We start from the raw sequence: 21,032 nt of genomic DNA on the forward strand, positions 1-21,032 counted from the left end.
CCTTCCGATACGGCTACCTTGTTACGACTTCACCCCAATCATCTATCCCACCTTAGGCGGCTGGCTCCAAAAAGGTTACCTCACCGACTTCGGGTGTTACAAACTCTCGTGGTGTGACGGGCGGTGTGTACAAGGCCCGGGAACGTATTCACCGCGGCGTGCTGATCCGCGATTACTAGCGATTCCGGCTTCATGTAGGCGAGTTGCAGCCTACAATCCGAACTGAGAGAAGCTTTAAGAGATTAGCTTAGCCTCGCGACTTCGCAACTCGTTGTACTTCCCATTGTAGCACGTGTGTAGCCCAGGTCATAAGGGGCATGATGATTTGACGTCATCCCCACCTTCCTCCGGTTTGTCACCGGCAGTCTCGCTAGAGTGCCCAACTAAATGATGGCAACTAACAATAAGGGTTGCGCTCGTTGCGGGACTTAACCCAACATCTCACGACACGAGCTGACGACAACCATGCACCACCTGTCACTTTGCCCCCGAAGGGGAAGCTCTATCTCTAGAGTGGTCAAAGGATGTCAAGACCTGGTAAGGTTCTTCGCGTTGCTTCGAATTAAACCACATGCTCCACCGCTTGTGCGGGCCCCCGTCAATTCCTTTGAGTTTCAACCTTGCGGTCGTACTCCCCAGGCGGAGTGCTTAATGCGTTTGCTGCAGCACTGAAGGGCGGAAACCCTCCAACACTTAGCACTCATCGTTTACGGCGTGGACTACCAGGGTATCTAATCCTGTTCGCTCCCCACGCTTTCGAGCCTCAGCGTCAGTTACAGACCAGAGAGCCGCCTTCGCCACTGGTGTTCCTCCATATATCTACGCATTTCACCGCTACACATGGAATTCCACTCTCCTCTTCTGCACTCAAGTCTCCCAGTTTCCAATGACCCTCCCCGGTTGAGCCGGGGGCTTTCACATCAGACTTAAGAAACCGCCTGCGCTCGCTTTACGCCCAATAAATCCGGACAACGCTTGCCACCTACGTATTACCGCGGCTGCTGGCACGTAGTTAGCCGTGGCTTTCTGGTTAGATACCGTCAAGGGATGAACGTTCTACTCTCATCCTTGTTCTTCTCTAACAACAGAGTTTTACGATCCGAAAACCTTCTTCACTCACGCGGCGTTGCTCGGTCAGACTTTCGTCCATTGCCGAAGATTCCCTACTGCTGCCTCCCGTAGGAGTCTGGGCCGTGTCTCAGTCCCAGTGTGGCCGATCACCCTCTCAGGTCGGCTATGCATCGTTGCCTTGGTGAGCCGTTACCTCACCAACTAGCTAATGCACCGCGGGTCCATCCATCAGTGACGCAAAAGCGCCTTTCAACTTTCTTCCATGCGGAAAATAGTGTTATACGGTATTAGCACCTGTTTCCAAGTGTTATCCCCTTCTGATGGGCAGGTTACCCACGTGTTACTCACCCGTTCGCCACTCTTTTTCTTTCGGTGGAGCAAGCTCCGGTGAAAGAAAAAGCGTTCGACTTGCATGTATTAGGCACGCCGCCAGCGTTCGTCCTGAGCCAGGATCAAACTCTCATAATGATTTGTTTGAATGACCATACGGTCATTAAGCTCATAAAAATTAACTTTGCTAGCTATTGCTTGCATGTATTTGTTTCAATAAATTGAAACGTCCTACACATTGGTTCGTTTGCTTGCTTTGTTCAGTTTTCAAAGGTCTACAGTGCTGTGTTAGCAACTTTTATATCATATCAGAGCGACAATTGATTGTCAACTCTTTTTTAAAAGTTTTTTTCGCTCGTTGTTTTTCAACTTCGCAGCGGCTGTCTCAGCGACTTCATTAGAATAACAAATGATTTGTTATTTGTCAACAACTTTTTTTAATTAATTTTGTTGATGTATCAACATCGATTAACTATTTTAAAATTGCGACTTCGTTATAATATCATCTGTCGAGCTGTGCGTCAACCACTTTTTTCAATTCTTTTTACGAATTCATTTCAGTCATTTGGCACATGTAATAATATACCAACTAAATCCCTTGCGGTCAATCATTTTCTATGGCTTTTTTTAATTTTTACAAACCCGTCTAATCACATTGAATCCAGCTTTTATCGTTCGCATTTAATCCGTTTTCTAGCAATTACCCTGGCTTTTCCCCCTCTAATTCCTCACTGTTTTTCTCCCTGATCCAGCAGACAAGAAAAAAAGCCGCCCATCTCTTGCGAGTGGACGGAGCTTTTTTATCTCATTGTCGGGAATAATAAAACGTCACGAATCGATTGTGCATCGGTCAACAGCATCACTAATCGGTCGATCCCGATCCCTAATCCACCAGTTGGCGGCATACCGTATTCAAGTGCTTCTAAGAAATCTTCATCCACCCCATGGGCTTCATCATTTCCTGCTTCGCGCTCTTTTTCTTGTCCTTCAAAACGTTCTCTTTGATCGATTGGGTCATTCAATTCCGTGAAGGCATTCGCAAATTCACGACCAACGATAAATAATTCAAAGCGATCCGTAAAGCGTTCATCTTCTGGATTCTTTTTCGCTAATGGCGAAACTTCCACTGGATGACCAAAGACAAAGGTTGGCTGCTGTAACGTTTCTTCAACAAATGTCTCAAAGAATTCATTGATGATATGGCCAACAGTCATGGCATCAGTGATTTCAACATGATGTTCTTTCGCTAAACTACGCGCTTCTTCAACGGACATTGGTTGCCAGAAATCAACACCTGTTTGATTTTTGATTGCATCGACCATATGGATTCGTGCAAAGTCGCTAGCTAAATCGACTTCTTGTCCATCGTATTGGATCGTTGCTGTATGCAAGACTTTTTCAGCAGCATTACGGATAATGCCTTCTGTCAAATCCATCACATCTTTGAAATCTGTATAAGCTGTATACGCTTCTAGCATCGTAAACTCGGGATTATGGGTCGTATCGATTCCTTCATTTCGGAAAACGCGGCCGATCTCATAGACTTTTTCCATGCCACCCACGATCAATCGTTTCAAGTGAAGCTCAAGTGCGATTCGTAAATACAGATCCATGTCTAAGGCATTGTGGTGTGTAATGAAGGGACGAGCCGCTGCACCACCTGCTTGATTATGCAATACTGGCGTTTCGACTTCGATATATCCATGTCCGTCAAGGTAACGACGAATTTCGCTAATGATTTGGCTTCGTTTCATGAAACGATCAAAGCTCTCTTTATTACTGATCAAATCCAAGTAACGTTGACGGTAGCGTTGTTCTACGTTCGTCAAGCCATGGTATTTGTCTGGCAATGGACGCAATGCTTTGGATAAGATCACGATTTCTTTGGCTTTGATGGTCACTTCGCCAGTATCGGTCTTCATGATTTCACCAGATACACCAAAGAAATCACCTAGATCTGCATGCTTGAATACTTCGTAAGGTTCGTCCCCCACTTGGTCTTTACGTACATATATTTGAATACGGCCTTCGCGGTCTTGTAAATGCGCAAAACCAGCCTTCCCTTTTCCACGTTTTGTAACGATTCTTCCTGCAATGCTTGCTGAAAGATTCATTTCGGCTAATTCTTCTTTGGTTCTTTGATCAAATAACTCATGTAACTCGGCAGAATTATGGGTGCGTTCGAATCGCTTGCCAAAAGGATCAATGCCTTCTTCCCGTAGTTTTTCCATCTTTTCACGGCGAACCAACATTTGATCATTCAATTCTTCTTGTGTTTGTCGTTCCTCTGTCACGAGTTTTCCTCCATTCTTAACTTGGGTTTCCTTCTTATAATGCCAATGATGACGCAAAAAATCAAGCCGAACTTTCGAATCGACTTGATTTGTTTCTTATTCCTTAAAAGTTGCTACCGGCTGTTTTTCGGTCTTCTCTACAAATGCATCCAATAAATCAAAAATCGTTTGCTTATCTTCTGCTTGATTGATAGCTGCCTTCACTTTGGCTGCCCGTGAAATACCTTTTAAGTAGTACGCAGCATGTTGGCGGAATTCTCGCGAAGCGATTTTTTCCCCTTTTAGATCAGCCAACCGTTCTAAATGAAGTTTCGCTGTCGAAATTTTTTCTCGTGGTGTTGGTTCCGGCAATAACTCGCCTGTCTCCAAGTATTGCTTGGTGCGGTGGATCATCCACGGATTGCCTAAGGCTGCCCGTCCGATCATCACTGCATCAGCGCCGACTTCTTCCAACATTCGTTTCGCATCTTCAGGGGTTCTGACATCGCCGTTGCCCATAAAAGGAATGGTGATACTTTGCTTCACTTGTTTCAAAACGTCCCAATCAGCCGATCCTTCATACATCTGTACACGGGTTCTGCCATGCATACCGATTGCTGCGGCACCCGCTGCTTCCGCGGCTTGGGCATTCTCAACCGCAAAGACGTGCTGCTCATCCCAACCGATCCGCATTTTGACGGTAACGGGCTTGTCGATCGCACTGGAAACAGCATGGACCATTTCATAAACCTTGTCGGGATCTAAAAGCCACTTCGCACCAGCTTCTGCTTTGATGATTTTGTTTACAGGACACCCCATATTGATATCAATGATATCGGCAGTTGTGTTCTCTGCGACAAATTGCGCTGCTTCTACTAAGGATGCTTTATTCCCACCAAAAATCTGAATACTAAGAGGATGCTCGGTCTCGTCAATAAACAGCATCTCAAGGGTCTTCTTGTTACGCAGTTGAATCCCTCGATCACTGATCATCTCACAGACGACTAAACCCGCGCCAAATTCTTTGACTGTCACACGAAACGCAGAATTGGTGATCCCCGCCATTGGCGCAACGACGACGCGGTTAGGAATCTCAACCGAGCCGATCTGCCATGTCTGTCTATCTTTCACTTACGCTTCCGCCTCTTTCTTCAACGCCGCCAATTCCGTTTCATCAAAATGATACTTGTTGCCACAAAACGAGCAGACTGCCTCTGCCCCATGATCTTCATCGATCATTGCTTGGATCTCCTCAGCCCCTAAGGTGATGATCGCTGTCGCAAATTTTTCTTTCGTACAATCACAGTGGAACTGGACGGGCATTTTTTCTAGTACTTCGATCGTCGTGTCTGGTAACAATGTCGCTAAGACCTCTTCTGGTGATTGGCCTTCATCGATCAAGGTTGACACTCGAGGCAATTCTCCCAAACGTTTTTCGATGGCATCAATGATCTCTTCACTGGCACCAGGCATGATCTGTAGCATAAATCCACCGGCTGCCCGAATCGAATCATCGGTTTCTACTAATACACTCAGACCAACAGCAGAAGGAATCTGTTCTGACACTGCTAAATAATAAGTAAAGTCTTCCCCAAGTTCCCCAGAGACGATCGGTGTTTGTCCAGAGAAAGGTTCTTTTAGCCCTAAGTCTTTGATTACGGTAAAAATCCCTTGGTCTCCCACTGCGCCCCGAACATCCAATTTTCCTTGAGGATTCAATGGCAGACTGATCTGTGGATTTTTTATGTATCCTTTTACGTCCCCACGGCCATTGCTGTCTACGACGATTGCCCCAGCAGGACCATTTCCTTGAATTTTGACGGTCAATTTGTCTTCCCCTTTTAAGGTACTGCCTAATAACAAACTTCCCACCATCGCTCGCCCTAAAGCAGCAGATGCCGTATTCCATGTTTCATGGCGTCGTTGTGCTTCGGCGATCGTCTCTGTTGCCGATACGGCGTATGCTCGGACGAAGCCGTCATATGCGAGTGCTTTTACTAAATAATCCTTCATCTTGATTCTCCTTTTTATTCATTAATGAATCATACTAGGAAGCGCCGCTTTTTTCAACTGAATGTGTTTGAATTTAAGAAAAGTCTTCTTAAATAGAAACAAAAAGGCGCCGAGTTTCCTCGGCGCCTTGATACGTCTTGTTTTAGGCGTTATCATCTTTGTTTTCTTGATCAGTCGGTTGGCTTTCGCTATTGCGGCGAACGTCTTCCAATTGTTGATCAAAATCGTTTGATGATGCATCTTCGCTGTGTTTTTCTGCAGCTTGCTTCTCTGCATCTTTTTCTTCCAGCGCACGTTTCGCTTCTTCAAACGTTTGGGCTTTTTCACTAGGATACTCAGAGCTTTCAGTCCCTGCAGGCATTTTGCCTTCTTCAAACAAGGATTTGATTGCTTTAGCATCCAATGTTTCATGTTCAAGTAGTTTTTCAGCGATCAATTTGTGTTGGGCACGATGTTCTTCAATGATTTCATGGGCTTTTTGATGGGCATCCATTAAAATCTTGCGAACTTCTTGATCAATTTCAAAGGCAACTTGTTCAGAGTATGCTTTTGTTTGACCGTAATCGCGACCGACAAAGACTTGATGGTTTCCTTCATATTGAACTGGACCTAATTTATCGCTCATTCCATATTCTGTCACCATGCTTCTTGCAAGCGCAGTTGCTTGTTCAAAGTCATTGGAAGCCCCCGTTGATTGCACACCGAAGATGATTTCTTCAGCCGTACGTCCACCTAGCAAGCCAACGATTTGTTCAAACATATCTTCTTTAGTCATCAAGAATTGATCTTCTTTCGGCAAGGCGATCATGTACCCACCAGCTCGCCCCCGAGGAATGATGGTTACTTTGTGTACCACACGGGCACGACTCAAGACTAAACCAACAATGGTATGTCCTGCTTCATGGTAAGCAACCATTTCACGTTCGCGTTTGTTGATGACACGGTCTTTCTTCGCAGGACCAGCGATCACGCGGTCTTCTGCTTCATCGATATCTGAAGCATCGATTTTTTTCTTGTTACGACGAGCAGCAACTAAGGCGGCTTCGTTCAAGACGTTTTCCAGATCCGCACCGGCAAAGCCAGGTGTTTGTTGGGCAACGACTTTCAAATCAACATCATCTGATAAAGGTTTGTTCCGAGCATGAACACGGAGGATTGCTTCACGGCCTTTCACGTCTGGACGACCAACTAAAATCTGACGGTCAAAACGACCTGGACGCAGCAACGCTGGATCTAGAACATCCGAACGGTTCGTTGCGGCAATGACGATCACGCCTTCATTCCCATCAAAACCATCCATCTCAACCAATAATTGGTTCAATGTTTGTTCCCGCTCATCATGTCCGCCACCCATACCGGCACCACGTTGGCGACCGACGGCATCGATTTCATCGATAAAGATGATGGCTGGTGCATTTTTCTTCGCTGTTTCAAATAAGTCACGTACCCGGCTTGCACCGACACCGACAAACATTTCAACGAAATCTGAACCAGAGATCGAGTAAAACGGTACGCCAGCTTCACCGGCAACGGCTTTGGCTAGCAACGTTTTCCCGGTTCCCGGAGGTCCCTCAAGTAAGACACCTGCTGGGATACGGGCACCTAATTCAACGAAACGTCGAGGATCTTTCAAGAATTCCACGACTTCGACAAGTTCTTGTTTTTCTTCTTCTGCACCGGCTACGTCTGAAAAACGTACGCGGTTGGCTTTTTTGTCCGCTTCTTTGGCTTTTGATTTGCCAAAGTTCATCACACGGCCGCCACCGCCACCGCCGCCGCCTTGTTGGCTCATCATCATATAGAAGAAGAAAATGATGATCACAAGTGGTAAGAAGCTAACCAAAAGCGATAACCAAATACCACTGTTGGATTCTTCTTCGATGGTAGTTTTGACCCCTTGTGCTGAGGCTAGACTGGTGACTTCGCTCAGCGTAGAATCATTTGGTAAAATGATCGTTGAAAAGCGGGTCGAACTCGCCTGTGTATTGCCTAAAACAGACAAGCTGTTGTCATTGCTGACAGTTTGTTCTTCATTGTATTCACCCACGATTCGATAAACACCGTTAGCGGGTTGGACAGTAAATTGTTTGACCTTCCCGTCTTTCAGTTGTTCTGTAAACGTGGAGTACTCGATCGTTGGGGTCTGCTGATTGCCATTTCCAAAAATGAAATAAACGACCATGACCATCGCCAACAAGACAAGTACATAATATAAGGTATTTTTTACCATACCGTTATTTTTCTTATTCATGCGTACCTCCCTGGCTATTTTGTTTTATCAATCCTGACCATTTAATTGTATCACAATTGATTTAGAACAGTCACTAATTTGACTGATAAACACTAGGTTTTAAGACGCCAACGTAAGGTAAGTTTCGATATTGCTCTGCATAGTCCAGTCCATATCCAACAACAAACTCATTTGGCACATCGAAGCCGACGTAATCAGCATCGATCTCAACAACACGGCCTTCCGGCTTATCTAATAACGTCACGATTTTCACTGATTTCGCTTTACGGTATTTGAATAGATCTACCAGATAAGCCAACGTGCGACCGCTGTCAATGATGTCTTCAACGATCAAAAGATCGCGGCCCTCAACATTTGTATCTAAATCTTTAATGATTTTGACTTCTCCAGATGAAATCATGGCATTGCCATAACTTGAGACATCCATGAAGTCTAACTCCAAGTAACAATCCATCTCACGAACGATGTCTGCCATGAAAGGAACGGCACCTTTCAGTACACCTACGACTAGAGGATTTTTATCCGCATAAGCCGCCGTTAATTCTTGACCAAGTTCCACACAACGATTTTTGATTTCGTCACGGGAAATCAAAATTTTCTCAATATCTTTATCTAGCATAAAGTTCTCCTTCCAACTCTTACTTCTGATATTTATAAAGAAGTATGTAGTGTATTTTATCAGTTTCTGGCGTAATACTCAAATAGGAAAATGCATGAGGTAGTAAGGCAATCACCTGTTTATCAAGGTTTGTGACGACCCAACTTTTTTCTCGCTCTTCATTAGGAATTTTTGAATCGATAAAAAAACGACTGATCTTTTTGGTCAGGCCACGTGCCAAGCGGATTCGGTCTCCTGGCTGACGCTTACGTACGATCAGCTCAGAGGAATAGTTTAGCGGTAAATCTTGGGAAAACTCTGACCAATTTGTGATTTTTTTGGGAATATGCTGTTCATTTATCGGAAAATACCCAATCCATTCCTTTTCAGAAAGATAGATCCCTTCTCCTAAAACCAGACGCTGACTGACTTCTGTCAACGGCGCTGCAGGCTTTTGGGGAACAGCAATGGGTTCCAATAGTAATTGGTCATAACTGCGCCGCAGCTGCCACTGTTTGTGCAACGCCAATTGCCATTGCCCTTTCTTTTCGTCTAGCAAACGCAATAGCTGTGGCAGCTGTTTTTGATTGAGTGGCTGCTTTGTGAAAGCTTCTGCTTGTTGCAAAAACCCCGCATAGAAAAAATAGCGCTGCGCCGGCGAAAACGTCGGCAGCTGTTGCAGATCGATCACTAAGCGAGTAGCTTGCTGTTGAACGCACGCAGACAACCATTGCTGCTGCTCTTGCTGGATCAACTGATTGGCGAACTGCATTTCTACAGAAAGCTGTTGAAAATGCGGCAACAGTTGCGGATTTTCCGCTTTTAATGCCGGCACTACTTGCTGGCGTACTCGGTTTCGCAAATACAGCGGTTCGTGATTGCTTTCGTCTTCAAAGTAGGGAATCTGCTGTACTTGCGCATAGTCGTAAATCGCTGTCTTACTGACACTAAGCAACGGCCGAAACAGGATTCCAGCGTGAAAAGGCTGCTGCTGCTGCATCCCGCCAGCCGATTGCAAGCGGCCTTCTCGCATCATCTTCATCAGCATCGTTTCTACTTGGTCATCACTGTGGTGAGCAGTCAGCAAAACATCATAGCCTTCTCGCGACATGACATCGGCAAAAAACGTATAGCGAAAGTCCCGAGCGCTAGCTTCTATGCCGGTTTCTGGCGGATTTTCCCAGCACCGCTCATAAAAAGGAATGCCGCGTTCTTGGCAGTACTGCCGTAAAAAAGCAGCTTCCTCAGCAGATGCTGGACGCAATTGATGGTTTACATGTGCCACACCAAAGACCTGCTCTTTTTGCATTTCGGGAAACAACTGACAAAAGACCTGCAGCAAGACCATGGAGTCGACTCCCGTCGATACCGCCAGCAAAAAGCGGTGTTTTTTTTCAGGATCGATGGCAGTGAGTTGCCCTCGAACGGTTTGAATGACCATCATTTGCCCTCCTTCTCATTTGGTAGACCCACAAGAAAGAAAGCTGAAACAAAACGAACCAACAGTTTTGTTTCAGCTTTTTCCAACTTGCTATTCATGTTTAGTTACGGCGTCCGCCGCGGCCACCGCGTTTTCCTTCTGTATTTCGACGTAATGATGAAAGACGATCATCACTATCTTTTAGAAAAGAACTCATCAATGAATCGAAGTCTTGTTTATTTACATTCGTAGTTTGATTGCGTGAAAAAGATTTTTTCGGATTTGGTCGATTGAATTCTTTTTTCGGGTATTCACGTTTTTCTTCCGGCTTATCTTCTGCTTTGCGGATCGATAGTCCAATTTTTCCATCGTTGCCGATTGCCGTAACAAGTACTGTCACTTCATCCCCAACAGACAACACGTCGTGAATGTCTTTGACGAATCCGTTTGATACTTCACTGATATGCACCAAACCAGTTTTCCCTTCACCAAGATCAATGAACGCACCAAAATTTGTAATACCAGACACTTTGCCCTTTAGTTTCGATCCAACTTCGATTGACATATAAAAAATGTTCCTCCTAATTTTTACCCATTTAAAATAATTCAAACTACTGCGCTGAGTAGGTATGACATTGCTTAATCTTGTGACTCTGTGGATGATGATTCTTGTTCGCTTTGCGCAGAACGCTCATTAGTGTTTTGAGAATCCGTTCCATCTGGCAAGACAGGATAAATTTTTTCGCCATCTTTTGAGTAGAAGAATCGGCTGCGGGCCAATTTTGCCACATACTCATCGTCTTGCAATAAGGCAACATCTCGCTCCAATGAAGCCACTTTTTGTTCAGCTTCTTTTTGTTCGGCGACTGTTTCCGCCTTGTATTCCTTTAGTTTTTGCAGGCGCATTTGGTCGTTAAACATCTGAATCCCCACGACTGCAAATATCGCTAATGCCGCCACGAAAAACGCCACCAGCCGACGTCGGCGAAACACGACTTGCCGCCGCTCTTTTTCAAACTTGGCAAATTGCTCTTTCGCATAATCGGTCTGCAATAGTTCTATTTTTTTATTTGATTCTTTTGCCACCTGAACTCGCTCCCGTCGCTGTCTTTGTTTTTTACATTATACCAACATCCGCAAAGCTTGTCTAACTGAAAATGCCGTAAAAATCAAGCATTTTCTGAGATTCTTTCCTCTGAAACAATCTCATACATTTTTGCAGCGTCTTCTTTTTTCGTCGATTCATGCAATTCATTGACTTTTACTTCCAAGACCTTATTCCCGAACTGAATACGCATAGTATCGCCTACTTTGACGTCACTGCTTGACTTGGCTAATTTGCCGTTGATCTGAATACGTCCCTTGTCTGCCACTTCTTTGGCCACAGAGCGACGCTTGATGATGCGGGAGATTTTAAGAAATTTATCTAATCTCATGTTTTTCACCTCTTCTTAATAGTTTCTTTCCAAATGGAACTAACAGCCATTCGCGAATCGTTAACAATTTGATTTTGATCGCTGTCCCGATAAAGGCTGCGCCTCCCAGACCGACACCGCCTAGGCAAAAAATCAGCGCCTGTAGTCGATGGGTCAAAGGACCGTTCAATAAGATCGCAACGAAGCTATAATATAAGAATAGCACGCTTGCCATGATCCCTAAACAAAGAAATAATTTTTTTCCATAATTTCCTTCATACCAAAAGCGATTGATGCTACTTTGTGCTCGACGCTGTTCGGAAACCACAAAACAGCATAAGGTCGCGCCTAACCCCAACAGCGTACTGATACTTGCTCCTGCAGTCCCATAAGAAGCGGTCAGTGGCCACATCGATAGGCATTTGACCAAAAGACCAATCCCCGCAGCGAGCAAGCCGAAGGTATAGGTATTGCGACTTTGTTGAATGCTTTGATAGGCTTGAATCGTCGCCATCAGAGCGATGGAAAAGACAAACAATACCAGCGCAGCATTGCCAGATCCGTCTTTAAATAAGGCAAAATTGATATAAGGCAGCAAAATCGCTAACCCTACCGCAGAAGCCGAAGCAATCCCGATCGTTAGGCGCAAATACATTTTTGCCGACTTTTCAAACAGCTGCTGATTTTTTACCGTCAAATACTTGGTCAACGTTGGCAAAAACGTCGAGCTTAACGCCATCGCCACCACAAGACCTAGTTGGACGAGGGGTTGTCCGCGATCATAGATCCCTTTCGAAATCCGGGCTGCTTGTGCCGTCAATCCCCCCGCTTCTAGCGCATTGGTCAATAAAAACGAATCCGCTAACTGGAACAAGATCAAATAGCCGCTATAAATCGTCAACAGACCGCCTTCTAAGAAGAACCGTTTTTTCAACGAGGCGGATAAACCAGCGGTATTTTCTCCTGTACGGGTGACTGGTTTATGCCATAGCGATAGGCGTTTGCCGTTGATTTGTCGGCTATAATAACTTAAAATCCACCACGCCGCAAGGCCCCCGACTAAGGCACCCATCATGGCGACAGTCCCCGTTTGATAAATCGTCCAGCCCAATTGCTGGAAAGCTGCCGCAGCACCTAAAATCACACCAACTCTAAGCAGCTGCTCTACAACTTGAGACACTGCGGTTGGCACCATTTGTAGATTTCCTTGAAACATTCCTCGATAAAAGGTCAAGGGTGGGACAAACAAAAAGGTAAAGGAAACGACTCGAATCAAGCCTGCCAGTTGATGGTCCCCCATCACTTGCGCGATTGGACCGGCAAATAAAAAGGTCACAGCCCATAAGCCGATCGCCGACCAAAGCACATAAGGCGTCAACGCTTGCAGCCGCTCCTTGCTTTTCAAAGGATCAGGTTCTTCAGCAACAATGCGGGAGATAAACTGCGGCAAACCTGACAACGCCAAAGTCATTGCCAATCCATAAATCGGATAGACCTGTTGATACACATAAAACCCTTCGTCGCCTACCAGGTTCTGAAAAGGGACCCGATAAACGGCACTTAAGATTTTTGCGATAAAGGAAGCGATCGTTAAAATAAACGCCCCTTCCATCGTACGCTTCAATTGTGATTTCGGCATCCCTCTGGTTCCTTTCTAGCCTTGGCTGGCGTATTTTTGTTCCCGTAACGCTTTGACAAAATCTTGGATTTCTAATAGCCAGGTGCTTTCTTTCATCACTGGCGGAATCTGTAATTTAATGGTCATTTGCTCATGATCGACACCCATCGTGGCTTTTAATTTAGTGGCTTTCAATGCTTCAAACAGCTGCTCCACCGAATAATTTTTCGTGCCGACTTTACTCAAAGTAAACGACACCGTCTGTTGCTGCTTGCGGATAGTTTCTAACAAGGCACGATCGCCGTTCATTTTGATCTCGCCCACCGTTAAGAGGTGCGCCACTTCTACAGGGTATTCTCCGAAACGGTCTAATAAATCATCTTGAAGTTCATCAACTGCTTCTTGTGATTCCAGCTCACGAATTCGTTTATAGATCTCGATTTTTTGCCGTTCGTCTTCAATATACGAAGTCGGTAAGTAGGCATCGATCCCCAGATCGATCTCAACGGTCGTTTTTTCTGTTTGGGTATTTTTCCCTTGTTTACGAGTGACTGCTTCCGACAGCATTTGTGAGTACATGTCAAACCCGACTGCATCGATAAAGCCGTGCTGTTGCGCCCCCAATAGATTTCCTGCCCCACGAATCGAAAGATCTCGCATCGCGATTTTGAATCCTGAACCTAACTCCGTAAAGTCCTTAATGGCTTGCAGCCGTTTTTCACTGACTTCGTTCAACACTTTTTGCTGTTCATACATGAAATACGCATAAGCGACTCGATTGCTCCGACCGACACGGCCACGCAACTGATACAACGTCGAAAGCCCCATGTAATCGGCATTTTCCACAAACAACGTATTGGCATTGGGAATATCCACACCGGTTTCAATGATCGTCGTCGTCACCAACACATCGTATTGCCCTTCAATAAAGTCAAACAGGGTATTTTCCAATTGGATCTCGGTCATTTGCCCGTGGGCATAAGCGATTCGTGCATCTGGCACTAACGCCTGCAGTTCTTCGACTTTTCGCTCGATCGTATCGACACGATTATAGAGATAAAACACTTGGCCCCCGCGTGCCATCTCCCGTTGGATCGCTTCTCGCACCGCTCCTGGATTCATCTCCATCACATAGGTTTGGATCGGGTAACGATTTTCCGGTGGTGTTTCGATCACAGATAGGTCCCGCACGCCCAGCATCGACATATGCAATGTTCTTGGGATCGGCGTTGCCGTCAACGTCAACACATCGACTTGCGAACGCAGTTGTTTCAAGCGCTCTTTGTGTTTGACCCCAAAACGTTGTTCTTCATCGATCACCAACAAGCCCAAATCAGCAAACTCGACATCTTTTGACAATAATCGGTGGGTCCCCACCAAAATATCGACTTGCCCTTTGCGCACTTGCTCGATTGTTTCATTCTGCTGTTTTTTCGTCCGAAAACGACTCAGCACCCCAACATTGACGGGGAATCCTTCAAAACGATCGACCATCGTTTCATAGTGCTGCTGCGCCAAGATCGTTGTCGGCACTAAGAAAGCCACTTGTTTGCTTTCTTTGATCGCTTTAAAAGCAGCCCGCAGCGCCACTTCTGTTTTCCCAAAACCGACATCTCCAACTAACAAACGGTCCATTGGCTTTTCTTTTTCCATATCCCGCTTGATCTCTGCCGTACTGCGCAGCTGATCATCGGTTTCCGAATAAGGAAAGGCATCTTCAAATTCTTTTTGATAGGCATCGTCTGGTTGAAAGGCATAGCCTTTTTCTGATTCGCGTTTGGCATACAATAAAATCAAATCATCTGCGATGTCTTCAATTTTAGCCGTCACTTTGCGCTTGGTCTTCGCCCACTCACTGCCGCCTAATTTATTGATTTTCGGTGTTTTCGATTCGGAAGCCACATATTTTTGAATCAAATTCAATTGGGTGACTGGAATAAAGAGCTTGTCTTCGTTTTGGTACAAGATCGTCATATAATCTTGATGGACGCCATCGACTTCTAAGGTTTCCATGCCGATGTACTTCCCGATCCCATGATTCGCATGGACGACATAATCGCCGGCTTTTAACTCATTGTAGCTTTTGAGACGTTCCGCATTGGTGACATTTTGCCGGCGGGCTCTTTTTTTGTTCATCTTTTGGAAAATTTCTTTTTCTGTAACCACCACTAGCTTGTCTTGCGGCATTTCAAAGCCGCTTTGCAAACGTTCCACCACGATTTGGGTGCGTCCCGTAAACAGGCGGTCTTGTTGCGTCTGCACGGCATAGATATCATGATCTCGCAGATCTTGCTCTAACTTCTTAGCCCGTTCTTGGTCACTGACCAGAAAAATCACCGTTTGCTGTTGCTTCTCCCAGCGATCAATCTCAACTTTCAAGAGACCCATTTGGCTGAAAAACTGCTGCATCGGCCGGTATTGGAATTGATGGATCGCTTGGAAGCGAATGTTCCCCATTCCTTTTTGGAATAAAGAAAAGAAGCTGGTCACAAAGGTTTCTTTTTGCAGCAGTTGATGGACATCTATCCCGAATTGCTGTTCAGAAAAGACCCGCAGCTCCGCTAATTTTTGGGTATGCCACTCCGCTTCTTCCCGTTCGATCTCACGATTGGTCTCCATGATCCGAGCATAATCATCGATCATCAAAAAGGCGTCTTCAGAAAAATAATCTAAGACACTCGTTTGCTGACGATAAAGCAAATCCGTGTAATAACGGGCACTTTCACCGGGAATCCCCGCTTGCCATTGGGAGGCCAATTGGCCGAAATAGTCTTCTAAAAAGGCGCGATCGGTTGCTTCTTTGGTGACTGCCAACCGTTTGTTCAATAATTCTTGCAGCTGCTTTTGCCCCGCCGCTAAATCTTCCGCTGAGAAAACCAATTCGGTAGTCGGTAAAATAGCCACTTGCTGCAGCGTTTCCACTGAGCGTTGCGTTTCCACGTTGAAAGAACGCATCGAGTCGATTTCTACATCGAATAACTCGATCCGTACGGGGTATTCGGCATTTAATGGATAAATATCGAGGATGCTCCCACGAATACTGAATTCGCCGGGTTTGCCAATCATTGACTGCCGTTCGTAACCCATCAAGATCAATTGTTGCGGCAAACGCTCTAAATCGATCTCATCGCCGATTTGCCATTGGAATTGGTTGGCTAACCAGGTTTTCTTTTCAGGCAAATACTTTCGCAAAGCCGCCACCGGCAACACATAGATCCCAGTTTTTCCTTGAGAAACAGCATTCAGCGCTGCCACTCGTTCTTCTCGTGCTTCTGGTGAAGAAAAAGCCATTTCGGCTGACAACACTTCGTCCACTGGGAAAACATAGACATCATCCGTCACGTTGCGCAGATCTTCGGCTAGTTGATTCGTATAATACAGATTTGGTGTCACCACGATCACTTGTTTTTGAAATGCCTGATACACACCGGTGATCGCCAATGTTTTTGCCGATCCAGCTAGACCGGTCAGTAATTGCCGGGGGGCCTGTTCACGTAAACCTGCATGCCAAGCCGCCACTGTCGGCACTTTATTTATTAATTCAATTAAATCCATCTCGGCCCTCCTTAGTTAAATCGATTCATTGTGGCAAGAAAGTCGCCGTTGGTCAAGTAATCACTACTTGCCTCGACCGCCTTATCAATACTTTGTAAAACGATGGGCAGATCGTCTTTTGCAAAAGGACTCAGTACATGATTGACCACGGTTTGTCCTGGACGTGGCCGATCGATCCCGATTTTGATGCGGTCAAAGACTGTCGAGTCCAAATGCGCGATCAAACTCTTGATTCCATTGTGTCCCCCCGCACTGCCTTTTTGGCGCAAGCGGATTTTCCCTAATGCTAAATCAAGGTCATCATAGACCACTACTAATTCTTCTTGATAGATGCCAAAATAGGTCATCAACGGACCTACCGAACGACCGGATTCATTCATGAAGGTTTGCGGTTTGACCAAAAGGATTTTTTCACCCTTCAAGAAAAACTCTGCCACTTCTGCTTCAAAAGCCGACTTTTTAAAGGTTGCTTGGTACTTTTGTGCCAAGGCATCCACTACCATAAAGCCAACATTGTGTTTGGTTTTCTCATATTTTTTGCCGGGATTTCCCAAGCCTACAATCATTTTCATTTTTCGATTACGCTCCATTATTTCTAGTTTCAAGCTGATTCTTCATCTATTTTATCGGTTTTCTTATCCAAACACAAAATACTGGGCACACAAATGCGCCCAGTTCTTTTGCTGAAATAATTATAACACGAAATGGACTGTTATGGTGGCGTCCTCTTGCTCAGTTTTTATCTTTCTTAACGAATCTTAATAAAACGTTGATATATCCTCTTTTTGACGTAATAACAAAGAAAGCATTTACAACTGAAACAGCGATATTTTGTGTAATATTGTTGTGCAAATCACATGACAAATATACTTGAAAATGGTAGGATGATAGCGAGTAAAACAATTATGCGGAAGGAATGATACACAGATGACTGCAAAAACGAACAAAAAAGATCACCAAAAGGTAATTCTTGTTGGAGACGGTGCGGTTGGTTCTAGTTACGCGTTTGCGCTGGTGACCCAAAACATTGCGCAAGAAGTCGGAATCATTGATATAAATACAGCAAAAACAGAAGGCGACGCAATTGATTTGTCCCATGCCTTGGCCTTTACTTCCCCTAAAAAAATCTATGCCGCTTCTTATGAAGATGCACATGATGCTGATTTAGTCGTTATTACAGCTGGTGCGCCTCAAAAACCAGGTGAAACCCGCTTAGATTTGGTTCATAAAAACTTGAAAATCAACCGGGAAGTAGTTACCCAAATCGTTGATTCAGGTTTTAACGGAATCTTCTTAGTAGCAGCGAACCCAGTCGATATTTTGACTTACTCGACTTGGAAATTCTCAGGCTTCCCGAAAGAACGCGTCATCGGTTCAGGTACTTCTTTAGACTCTGCACGTTTCCGTCAAGCTTTGGCTGAATTAGTCGATGTTGATGCCCGTAACGTCCATGCCTATATCTTAGGCGAACACGGGGATTCAGAATTCCCTGTTTGGTCTCATGCCAACGTAGCCGGCTTGCAAATCTATGAATGGGTCAAAAATAACCCAGACATCGATGAAGAAGCAATGGTCAACATTTTCTTCAGTGTTCGTGATGCAGCCTACACCATCATCGAGAAAAAAGGTGCGACCTTCTACGGGATCGCGGTAGCCTTAGCACGGATCACTCGTGCGATCTTAGACGATGAAAATGCTGTTTTACCATTGTCTGTGTACATGAACGGCGAATACGGCTTAAACGACTTGTACATCGGTGCGCCTGCAGTTATCAACGCCCAAGGGATTCAAAAAGTGATTGAGATCCCATTGACGGATGGTGAAAAAGACCGGATGGCCGCTTCTGCAAAACAATTAAAAGATATTCTTGATGAAGCTTTTGCGAAACTAGATGCAGAAGACAATCAATAATTTCTTTCACTTCGTTTAGCTAGTCAACTATGCCACTGAACGAACCTTACAGCTCACTCTTTTTCAGAACAATTTGATCAAGATGATTTGCTGCGGTTCGTTCAGTTTTTTTATGCAAAGAAATGCTTTTCTACAGCTTAGCTAAAGATAGTTTAAGAATTTTCTATTTTTCATGGAAGTTTCATTTGCCATATTCGCTTTCTTGGGGGAATATGGTATGATTTAAGCGTTAATATCTATTATGCCATTAGAAAAAAAGGAGTAGTTGAATGACTCGTTCAAACAAACATACTGACGCCAAGAACAATACCAAGAAAATTGTTCTAATCGTTGTGGCTGCTATATTAGTAGTGATCGCTGGCGGCTATACCTACCGAAGTACATATTATGCAAACCGTTTTTTACCAAAGACTGAAATCGATGGGATCGACATCAGCAACAAAACTGTTGCCGAGGCCAATGCCCTGCTGCATGACCGCTACTCGCAAGAAGATTTCACCATCAAAGAAGGCGATAGCGAATGGAAGACAATCAACCTTGCTCAATTTGGGTTACAAACGGATTTCACCAATGAGCTGCAATCATTAAAAGATGAACAGAACCAGTGGAGTTGGGGAATGGCTTATGTTTCCGCTGCAGAAGAAAAAACACTGGACAATCTCTCGGTGGATCAAGATACGCTAAACAGCGAAACGGACACGATCCAAAAGGAACTAGAAACTTTAAATGAGGATCGTACCAAGTCAGCCGATGCAACATTGGAAAAAGGCGAAGACGGCTTTTCTATCAAACCAGAAGTTGACGGCGATGCCATTGATGTGGACAAAGCAGTAGCAGACTTACAAGAAGCCATCGTCAGTGGCGAAAAGGAATTAAATCTCGTCGATTACGTCACAAAACCAAGTGTGACCGCTGATGATCCTGATCTAACCAAAGAAATGGATTCGTTGAATAAAATCGCCAAAGTAACCGGCAATTATACGATCAACGGAAACACGTTTCAAATTCCAAGAGAATCGATCATGGATTGGCTCTCTTACAAAGATGGCAACACCACGATCGACGAAGACAAAGTAAGAAGCTATGTCGCTTCTATCGGAGAGCAATACAACACCAGCACCAATTCTTCGACCTTCAAGAGTACCAAACAAGGCGAAGTAACGGTTCCAGCCGGCACCCTCAGCTGGACGATCCAAACCGATGCGGAAACAGAAGCATTGATTGAGGCGTTAAAAGCCGGCGAAGACTTCACGCGCACACCGATCGCTCAAGGAAGCACCGATGCTGGCAGCCCGTTATTTGGCAACACGTATATCGAAGTTGATCTGAAAAACCAACACATGTGGTATTACAAAGATGGCGAGCTGGTGCTAGATACGAAAATTATCTCTGGAAAACCAGCCACACCAACGCCAACTGGTGTCTTCTATGTCTGGAACAAAGAAGAAGATGCAACCTTGACCGGTGAAGATTATGCGTCCCCTGTTGATTACTGGATGCCGATCGATTGGACCGGTGTCGGAATCCATGATTCTGATTGGCAAACGGAATACGGTGGTGATCTTTGGAAAACCCGCGGCTCTCACGGCTGTATCAATACTCCGCCAGGCGTGATGAAAGAATTGTACAGTAAAGCCGAAGTCGGGACACCCGTGATCGTGATTTAATGGAAAAAAGAGTCAAACCTTTTTATAGATGAACCAAAAGCCGCAAAAAAATTCTTTTGCGGCTTTTTTGTTGTTTCCAAATGTTCCTGTTTACAAAGCGCCATTTAATTAATATACTTAATTAAGCATATTAATTAAAAAGGAGAATCACTTTGGAAAAAGTTGTCTTTATTGATCGTTCTACTTTAGCTGGAAGTCTGATTAAAATTTTCGCCCGCAACATCCAAATGCTGTCCGAGGATCAAATCAGCGTGACTGTTGTGACACCAGAACGTCTGATGAATTATCGTTTTTCGCAAGAAAAAATCGTTTTGGTCGATCCTTTGCTTTCTTTAACAGATCCGATGATCAAGCAGGCCATCCCGCCGCGAATCAAGCGCCTGTCATTTCCCATCAATCATTACAGCGGCATGAATGCTGAAGCCATTCTAGAATTGATCCAACAAGCATAGCCTAAAAAAGGCCGACGGAAACCAATGGTTTCTGCCGGCCTTTTCTCATGCCACTTGCCCTCTGCTAGACAATCGCCTCTTCTTGTTCTAACAAAGTAACTTGTTCTCCTTTGTCTTGTAGCGCAGCGACGTGCATCGTGCCCCACTGACAAAGGGTATCCAATAAGCCGCCTAACGTTTCTCCATATTCACTCAAGGAATACTCAACTTTGGGTGGTACTTGATTATAGGATTTGCGGGTAACGATATCAGACTCTTCTAGTTCCCGCAATTGCTGCGTCAACATTTTTTGACTGATGCCAGGAATTTTTCGCCGTAAATCACTAGGACGCAATGCCCCATGGCGTAAATTACAAAGAATGATTGGTTTCCATTTCCCGCCGATGACATCCATCGTTGCTTCTACACCGATATTATAAATTTTTTCTTCCATTTTTTTCACCTCATCAAGTCTGTAA

General features: G+C 44.8%; 15 protein-coding genes, 1 rRNA gene and 1 pseudogene (1 of these 17 only partly in view). 3 read left to right on the forward strand and 14 right to left on the reverse strand.

Annotated features, from left to right (window positions below; all coding sequences use genetic code 11):
- From IGK63_RS14610 to pth, 13 genes and pseudogenes are all read right to left on the reverse strand, one after another.
- Positions 1-1,539 (reverse strand): 16S ribosomal RNA (locus IGK63_RS14610); it reaches 21 nt to the left of the window's first position.
- Positions 1,540-2,201: 662 nt separating this feature from the next.
- Entirely contained in the window at positions 2,202-3,695 is a 1,494-nt protein-coding gene (gene lysS, locus IGK63_RS14615) for a lysine--tRNA ligase (RefSeq protein ID WP_005230758.1), read from the reverse strand.
- 96 nt (positions 3,696-3,791) lie between these two features.
- Complete coding sequence (dusB, locus tag IGK63_RS14620) at positions 3,792-4,805, reverse strand: tRNA dihydrouridine synthase DusB (RefSeq protein WP_005233357.1); 1,014 nt, start codon at positions 4,803-4,805, stop codon at positions 3,792-3,794.
- On the reverse strand, positions 4,806-5,687 hold the full coding sequence (gene hslO, locus IGK63_RS14625; protein ID WP_005233356.1) for an Hsp33 family molecular chaperone HslO: 882 nt from the start codon (positions 5,685-5,687) through the stop codon (positions 4,806-4,808).
- Between the two features lie 249 nt (positions 5,688-5,936).
- Positions 5,937-7,938, reverse strand: a pseudogene (gene ftsH, locus IGK63_RS14630) (ATP-dependent zinc metalloprotease FtsH); the annotation flags it as partial.
- Between the two features lie 73 nt (positions 7,939-8,011).
- Positions 8,012-8,557 carry a hypoxanthine phosphoribosyltransferase gene (gene hpt, locus IGK63_RS14635; protein ID WP_005230750.1) on the reverse strand — a complete coding sequence of 182 codons (546 nt, stop codon included), beginning with the start codon at positions 8,555-8,557 and terminating at the stop codon, positions 8,012-8,014.
- A 19-nt stretch (positions 8,558-8,576) separates the two neighbouring features.
- Positions 8,577-9,977 carry a tRNA lysidine(34) synthetase TilS gene (tilS, locus tag IGK63_RS14640; protein WP_034872883.1) on the reverse strand — a complete coding sequence of 467 codons (1,401 nt, stop codon included), beginning with the start codon at positions 9,975-9,977 and terminating at the stop codon, positions 8,577-8,579.
- Between the two features lie 100 nt (positions 9,978-10,077).
- On the reverse strand, positions 10,078-10,521 hold the full coding sequence (locus tag IGK63_RS14645; RefSeq protein WP_016611988.1) for a S1 domain-containing RNA-binding protein: 444 nt from the start codon (positions 10,519-10,521) through the stop codon (positions 10,078-10,080).
- Positions 10,522-10,595: 74 nt separating this feature from the next.
- Positions 10,596-11,042, reverse strand: coding sequence for an FtsB family cell division protein (locus IGK63_RS14650; protein ID WP_005233351.1), 447 nt, complete (start codon positions 11,040-11,042; stop codon positions 10,596-10,598).
- Between the two features lie 83 nt (positions 11,043-11,125).
- Complete coding sequence (locus IGK63_RS14655) at positions 11,126-11,392, reverse strand: RNA-binding S4 domain-containing protein (protein WP_005230745.1); 267 nt, start codon at positions 11,390-11,392, stop codon at positions 11,126-11,128.
- Positions 11,379-13,010: a putative polysaccharide biosynthesis protein gene (locus tag IGK63_RS14660; protein WP_016611989.1), complete on the reverse strand. Its 1,632-nt coding sequence runs from the start codon at positions 13,008-13,010 to the stop codon at positions 11,379-11,381. The genes IGK63_RS14655 and IGK63_RS14660 overlap by 14 nt, the downstream gene beginning before the upstream one ends.
- Positions 13,011-13,025: 15 nt before the next feature.
- A complete protein-coding gene (mfd, locus tag IGK63_RS14665; protein WP_016611990.1) occupies positions 13,026-16,544 on the reverse strand; it encodes a transcription-repair coupling factor in 3,519 nt (1,172 codons plus the stop codon).
- An 11-nt stretch (positions 16,545-16,555) separates the two neighbouring features.
- Positions 16,556-17,116 (reverse strand): aminoacyl-tRNA hydrolase, encoded by a 561-nt coding sequence (gene pth, locus IGK63_RS14670; RefSeq protein WP_008380153.1) that lies wholly within the window; start codon positions 17,114-17,116, stop codon positions 16,556-16,558.
- 355 nt (positions 17,117-17,471) lie between these two features.
- Between pth and IGK63_RS14675 the strand changes: the two genes are divergently transcribed.
- The 3 genes from IGK63_RS14675 to IGK63_RS14685 all read left to right on the forward strand — a co-directional run bounded on the left by IGK63_RS14675 (position 17,472) and on the right by IGK63_RS14685 (position 20,574).
- Complete coding sequence (locus tag IGK63_RS14675) at positions 17,472-18,455, forward strand: L-lactate dehydrogenase (RefSeq protein ID WP_005230720.1); 984 nt, start codon at positions 17,472-17,474, stop codon at positions 18,453-18,455.
- Between the two features lie 269 nt (positions 18,456-18,724).
- The gene (locus IGK63_RS14680; RefSeq protein ID WP_005233342.1) at positions 18,725-20,122 is read left to right on the forward strand and encodes a L,D-transpeptidase family protein; all 1,398 of its coding nucleotides are present in this window, start codon (positions 18,725-18,727) and stop codon (positions 20,120-20,122) included.
- A gap of 152 nt (positions 20,123-20,274) precedes the next feature.
- Complete coding sequence (locus IGK63_RS14685) at positions 20,275-20,574, forward strand: hypothetical protein (RefSeq protein ID WP_005233340.1); 300 nt, start codon at positions 20,275-20,277, stop codon at positions 20,572-20,574.
- 64 nt (positions 20,575-20,638) lie between these two features.
- On the opposite strand, the gene IGK63_RS14690 is transcribed toward IGK63_RS14685, so the two are convergent.
- Positions 20,639-21,007 (reverse strand): winged helix-turn-helix transcriptional regulator, encoded by a 369-nt coding sequence (locus IGK63_RS14690; protein ID WP_005233339.1) that lies wholly within the window; start codon positions 21,005-21,007, stop codon positions 20,639-20,641.
- Positions 21,008-21,032: the final 25 nt, after the last annotated feature.

The sequence above is a fragment of the Enterococcus sp. AZ040 genome, assembly GCF_050499185.1.
GTDB lineage: Bacteria > Bacillota > Bacilli > Lactobacillales > Enterococcaceae > Enterococcus_D > Enterococcus_D entomosocium.

Bases quoted from the DNA above. Each gene is read 5' to 3' on its own strand.
- hslO (WP_005233356.1), bottom strand. From the start codon at position 5,687: ATGAAGGATTATTTAGTAAAAGCACTCGCATATGACGGCTTCGTCCGA.
- IGK63_RS14655 (WP_005230745.1), bottom strand. From the start codon at position 11,392: ATGAGATTAGATAAATTTCTTAAAATCTCCCGCATCATCAAGCGTCGC.
- hpt (WP_005230750.1), bottom strand. From the start codon at position 8,557: ATGCTAGATAAAGATATTGAGAAAATTTTGATTTCCCGTGACGAAATC.
- IGK63_RS14660 (WP_016611989.1), bottom strand. From the start codon at position 13,010: ATGCCGAAATCACAATTGAAGCGTACGATGGAAGGGGCGTTTATTTTA.
- IGK63_RS14645 (WP_016611988.1), bottom strand. From the start codon at position 10,521: ATGTCAATCGAAGTTGGATCGAAACTAAAGGGCAAAGTGTCTGGTATT.
- pth (WP_008380153.1), bottom strand. From the start codon at position 17,116: ATGAAAATGATTGTAGGCTTGGGAAATCCCGGCAAAAAATATGAGAAA.
- IGK63_RS14680 (WP_005233342.1), top strand. From the start codon at position 18,725: ATGACTCGTTCAAACAAACATACTGACGCCAAGAACAATACCAAGAAA.
- mfd (WP_016611990.1), bottom strand. From the start codon at position 16,544: ATGGATTTAATTGAATTAATAAATAAAGTGCCGACAGTGGCGGCTTGG.
- IGK63_RS14690 (WP_005233339.1), bottom strand. From the start codon at position 21,007: ATGGAAGAAAAAATTTATAATATCGGTGTAGAAGCAACGATGGATGTC.
- tilS (WP_034872883.1), bottom strand. From the start codon at position 9,977: ATGGTCATTCAAACCGTTCGAGGGCAACTCACTGCCATCGATCCTGAA.
- IGK63_RS14675 (WP_005230720.1), top strand. From the start codon at position 17,472: ATGACTGCAAAAACGAACAAAAAAGATCACCAAAAGGTAATTCTTGTT.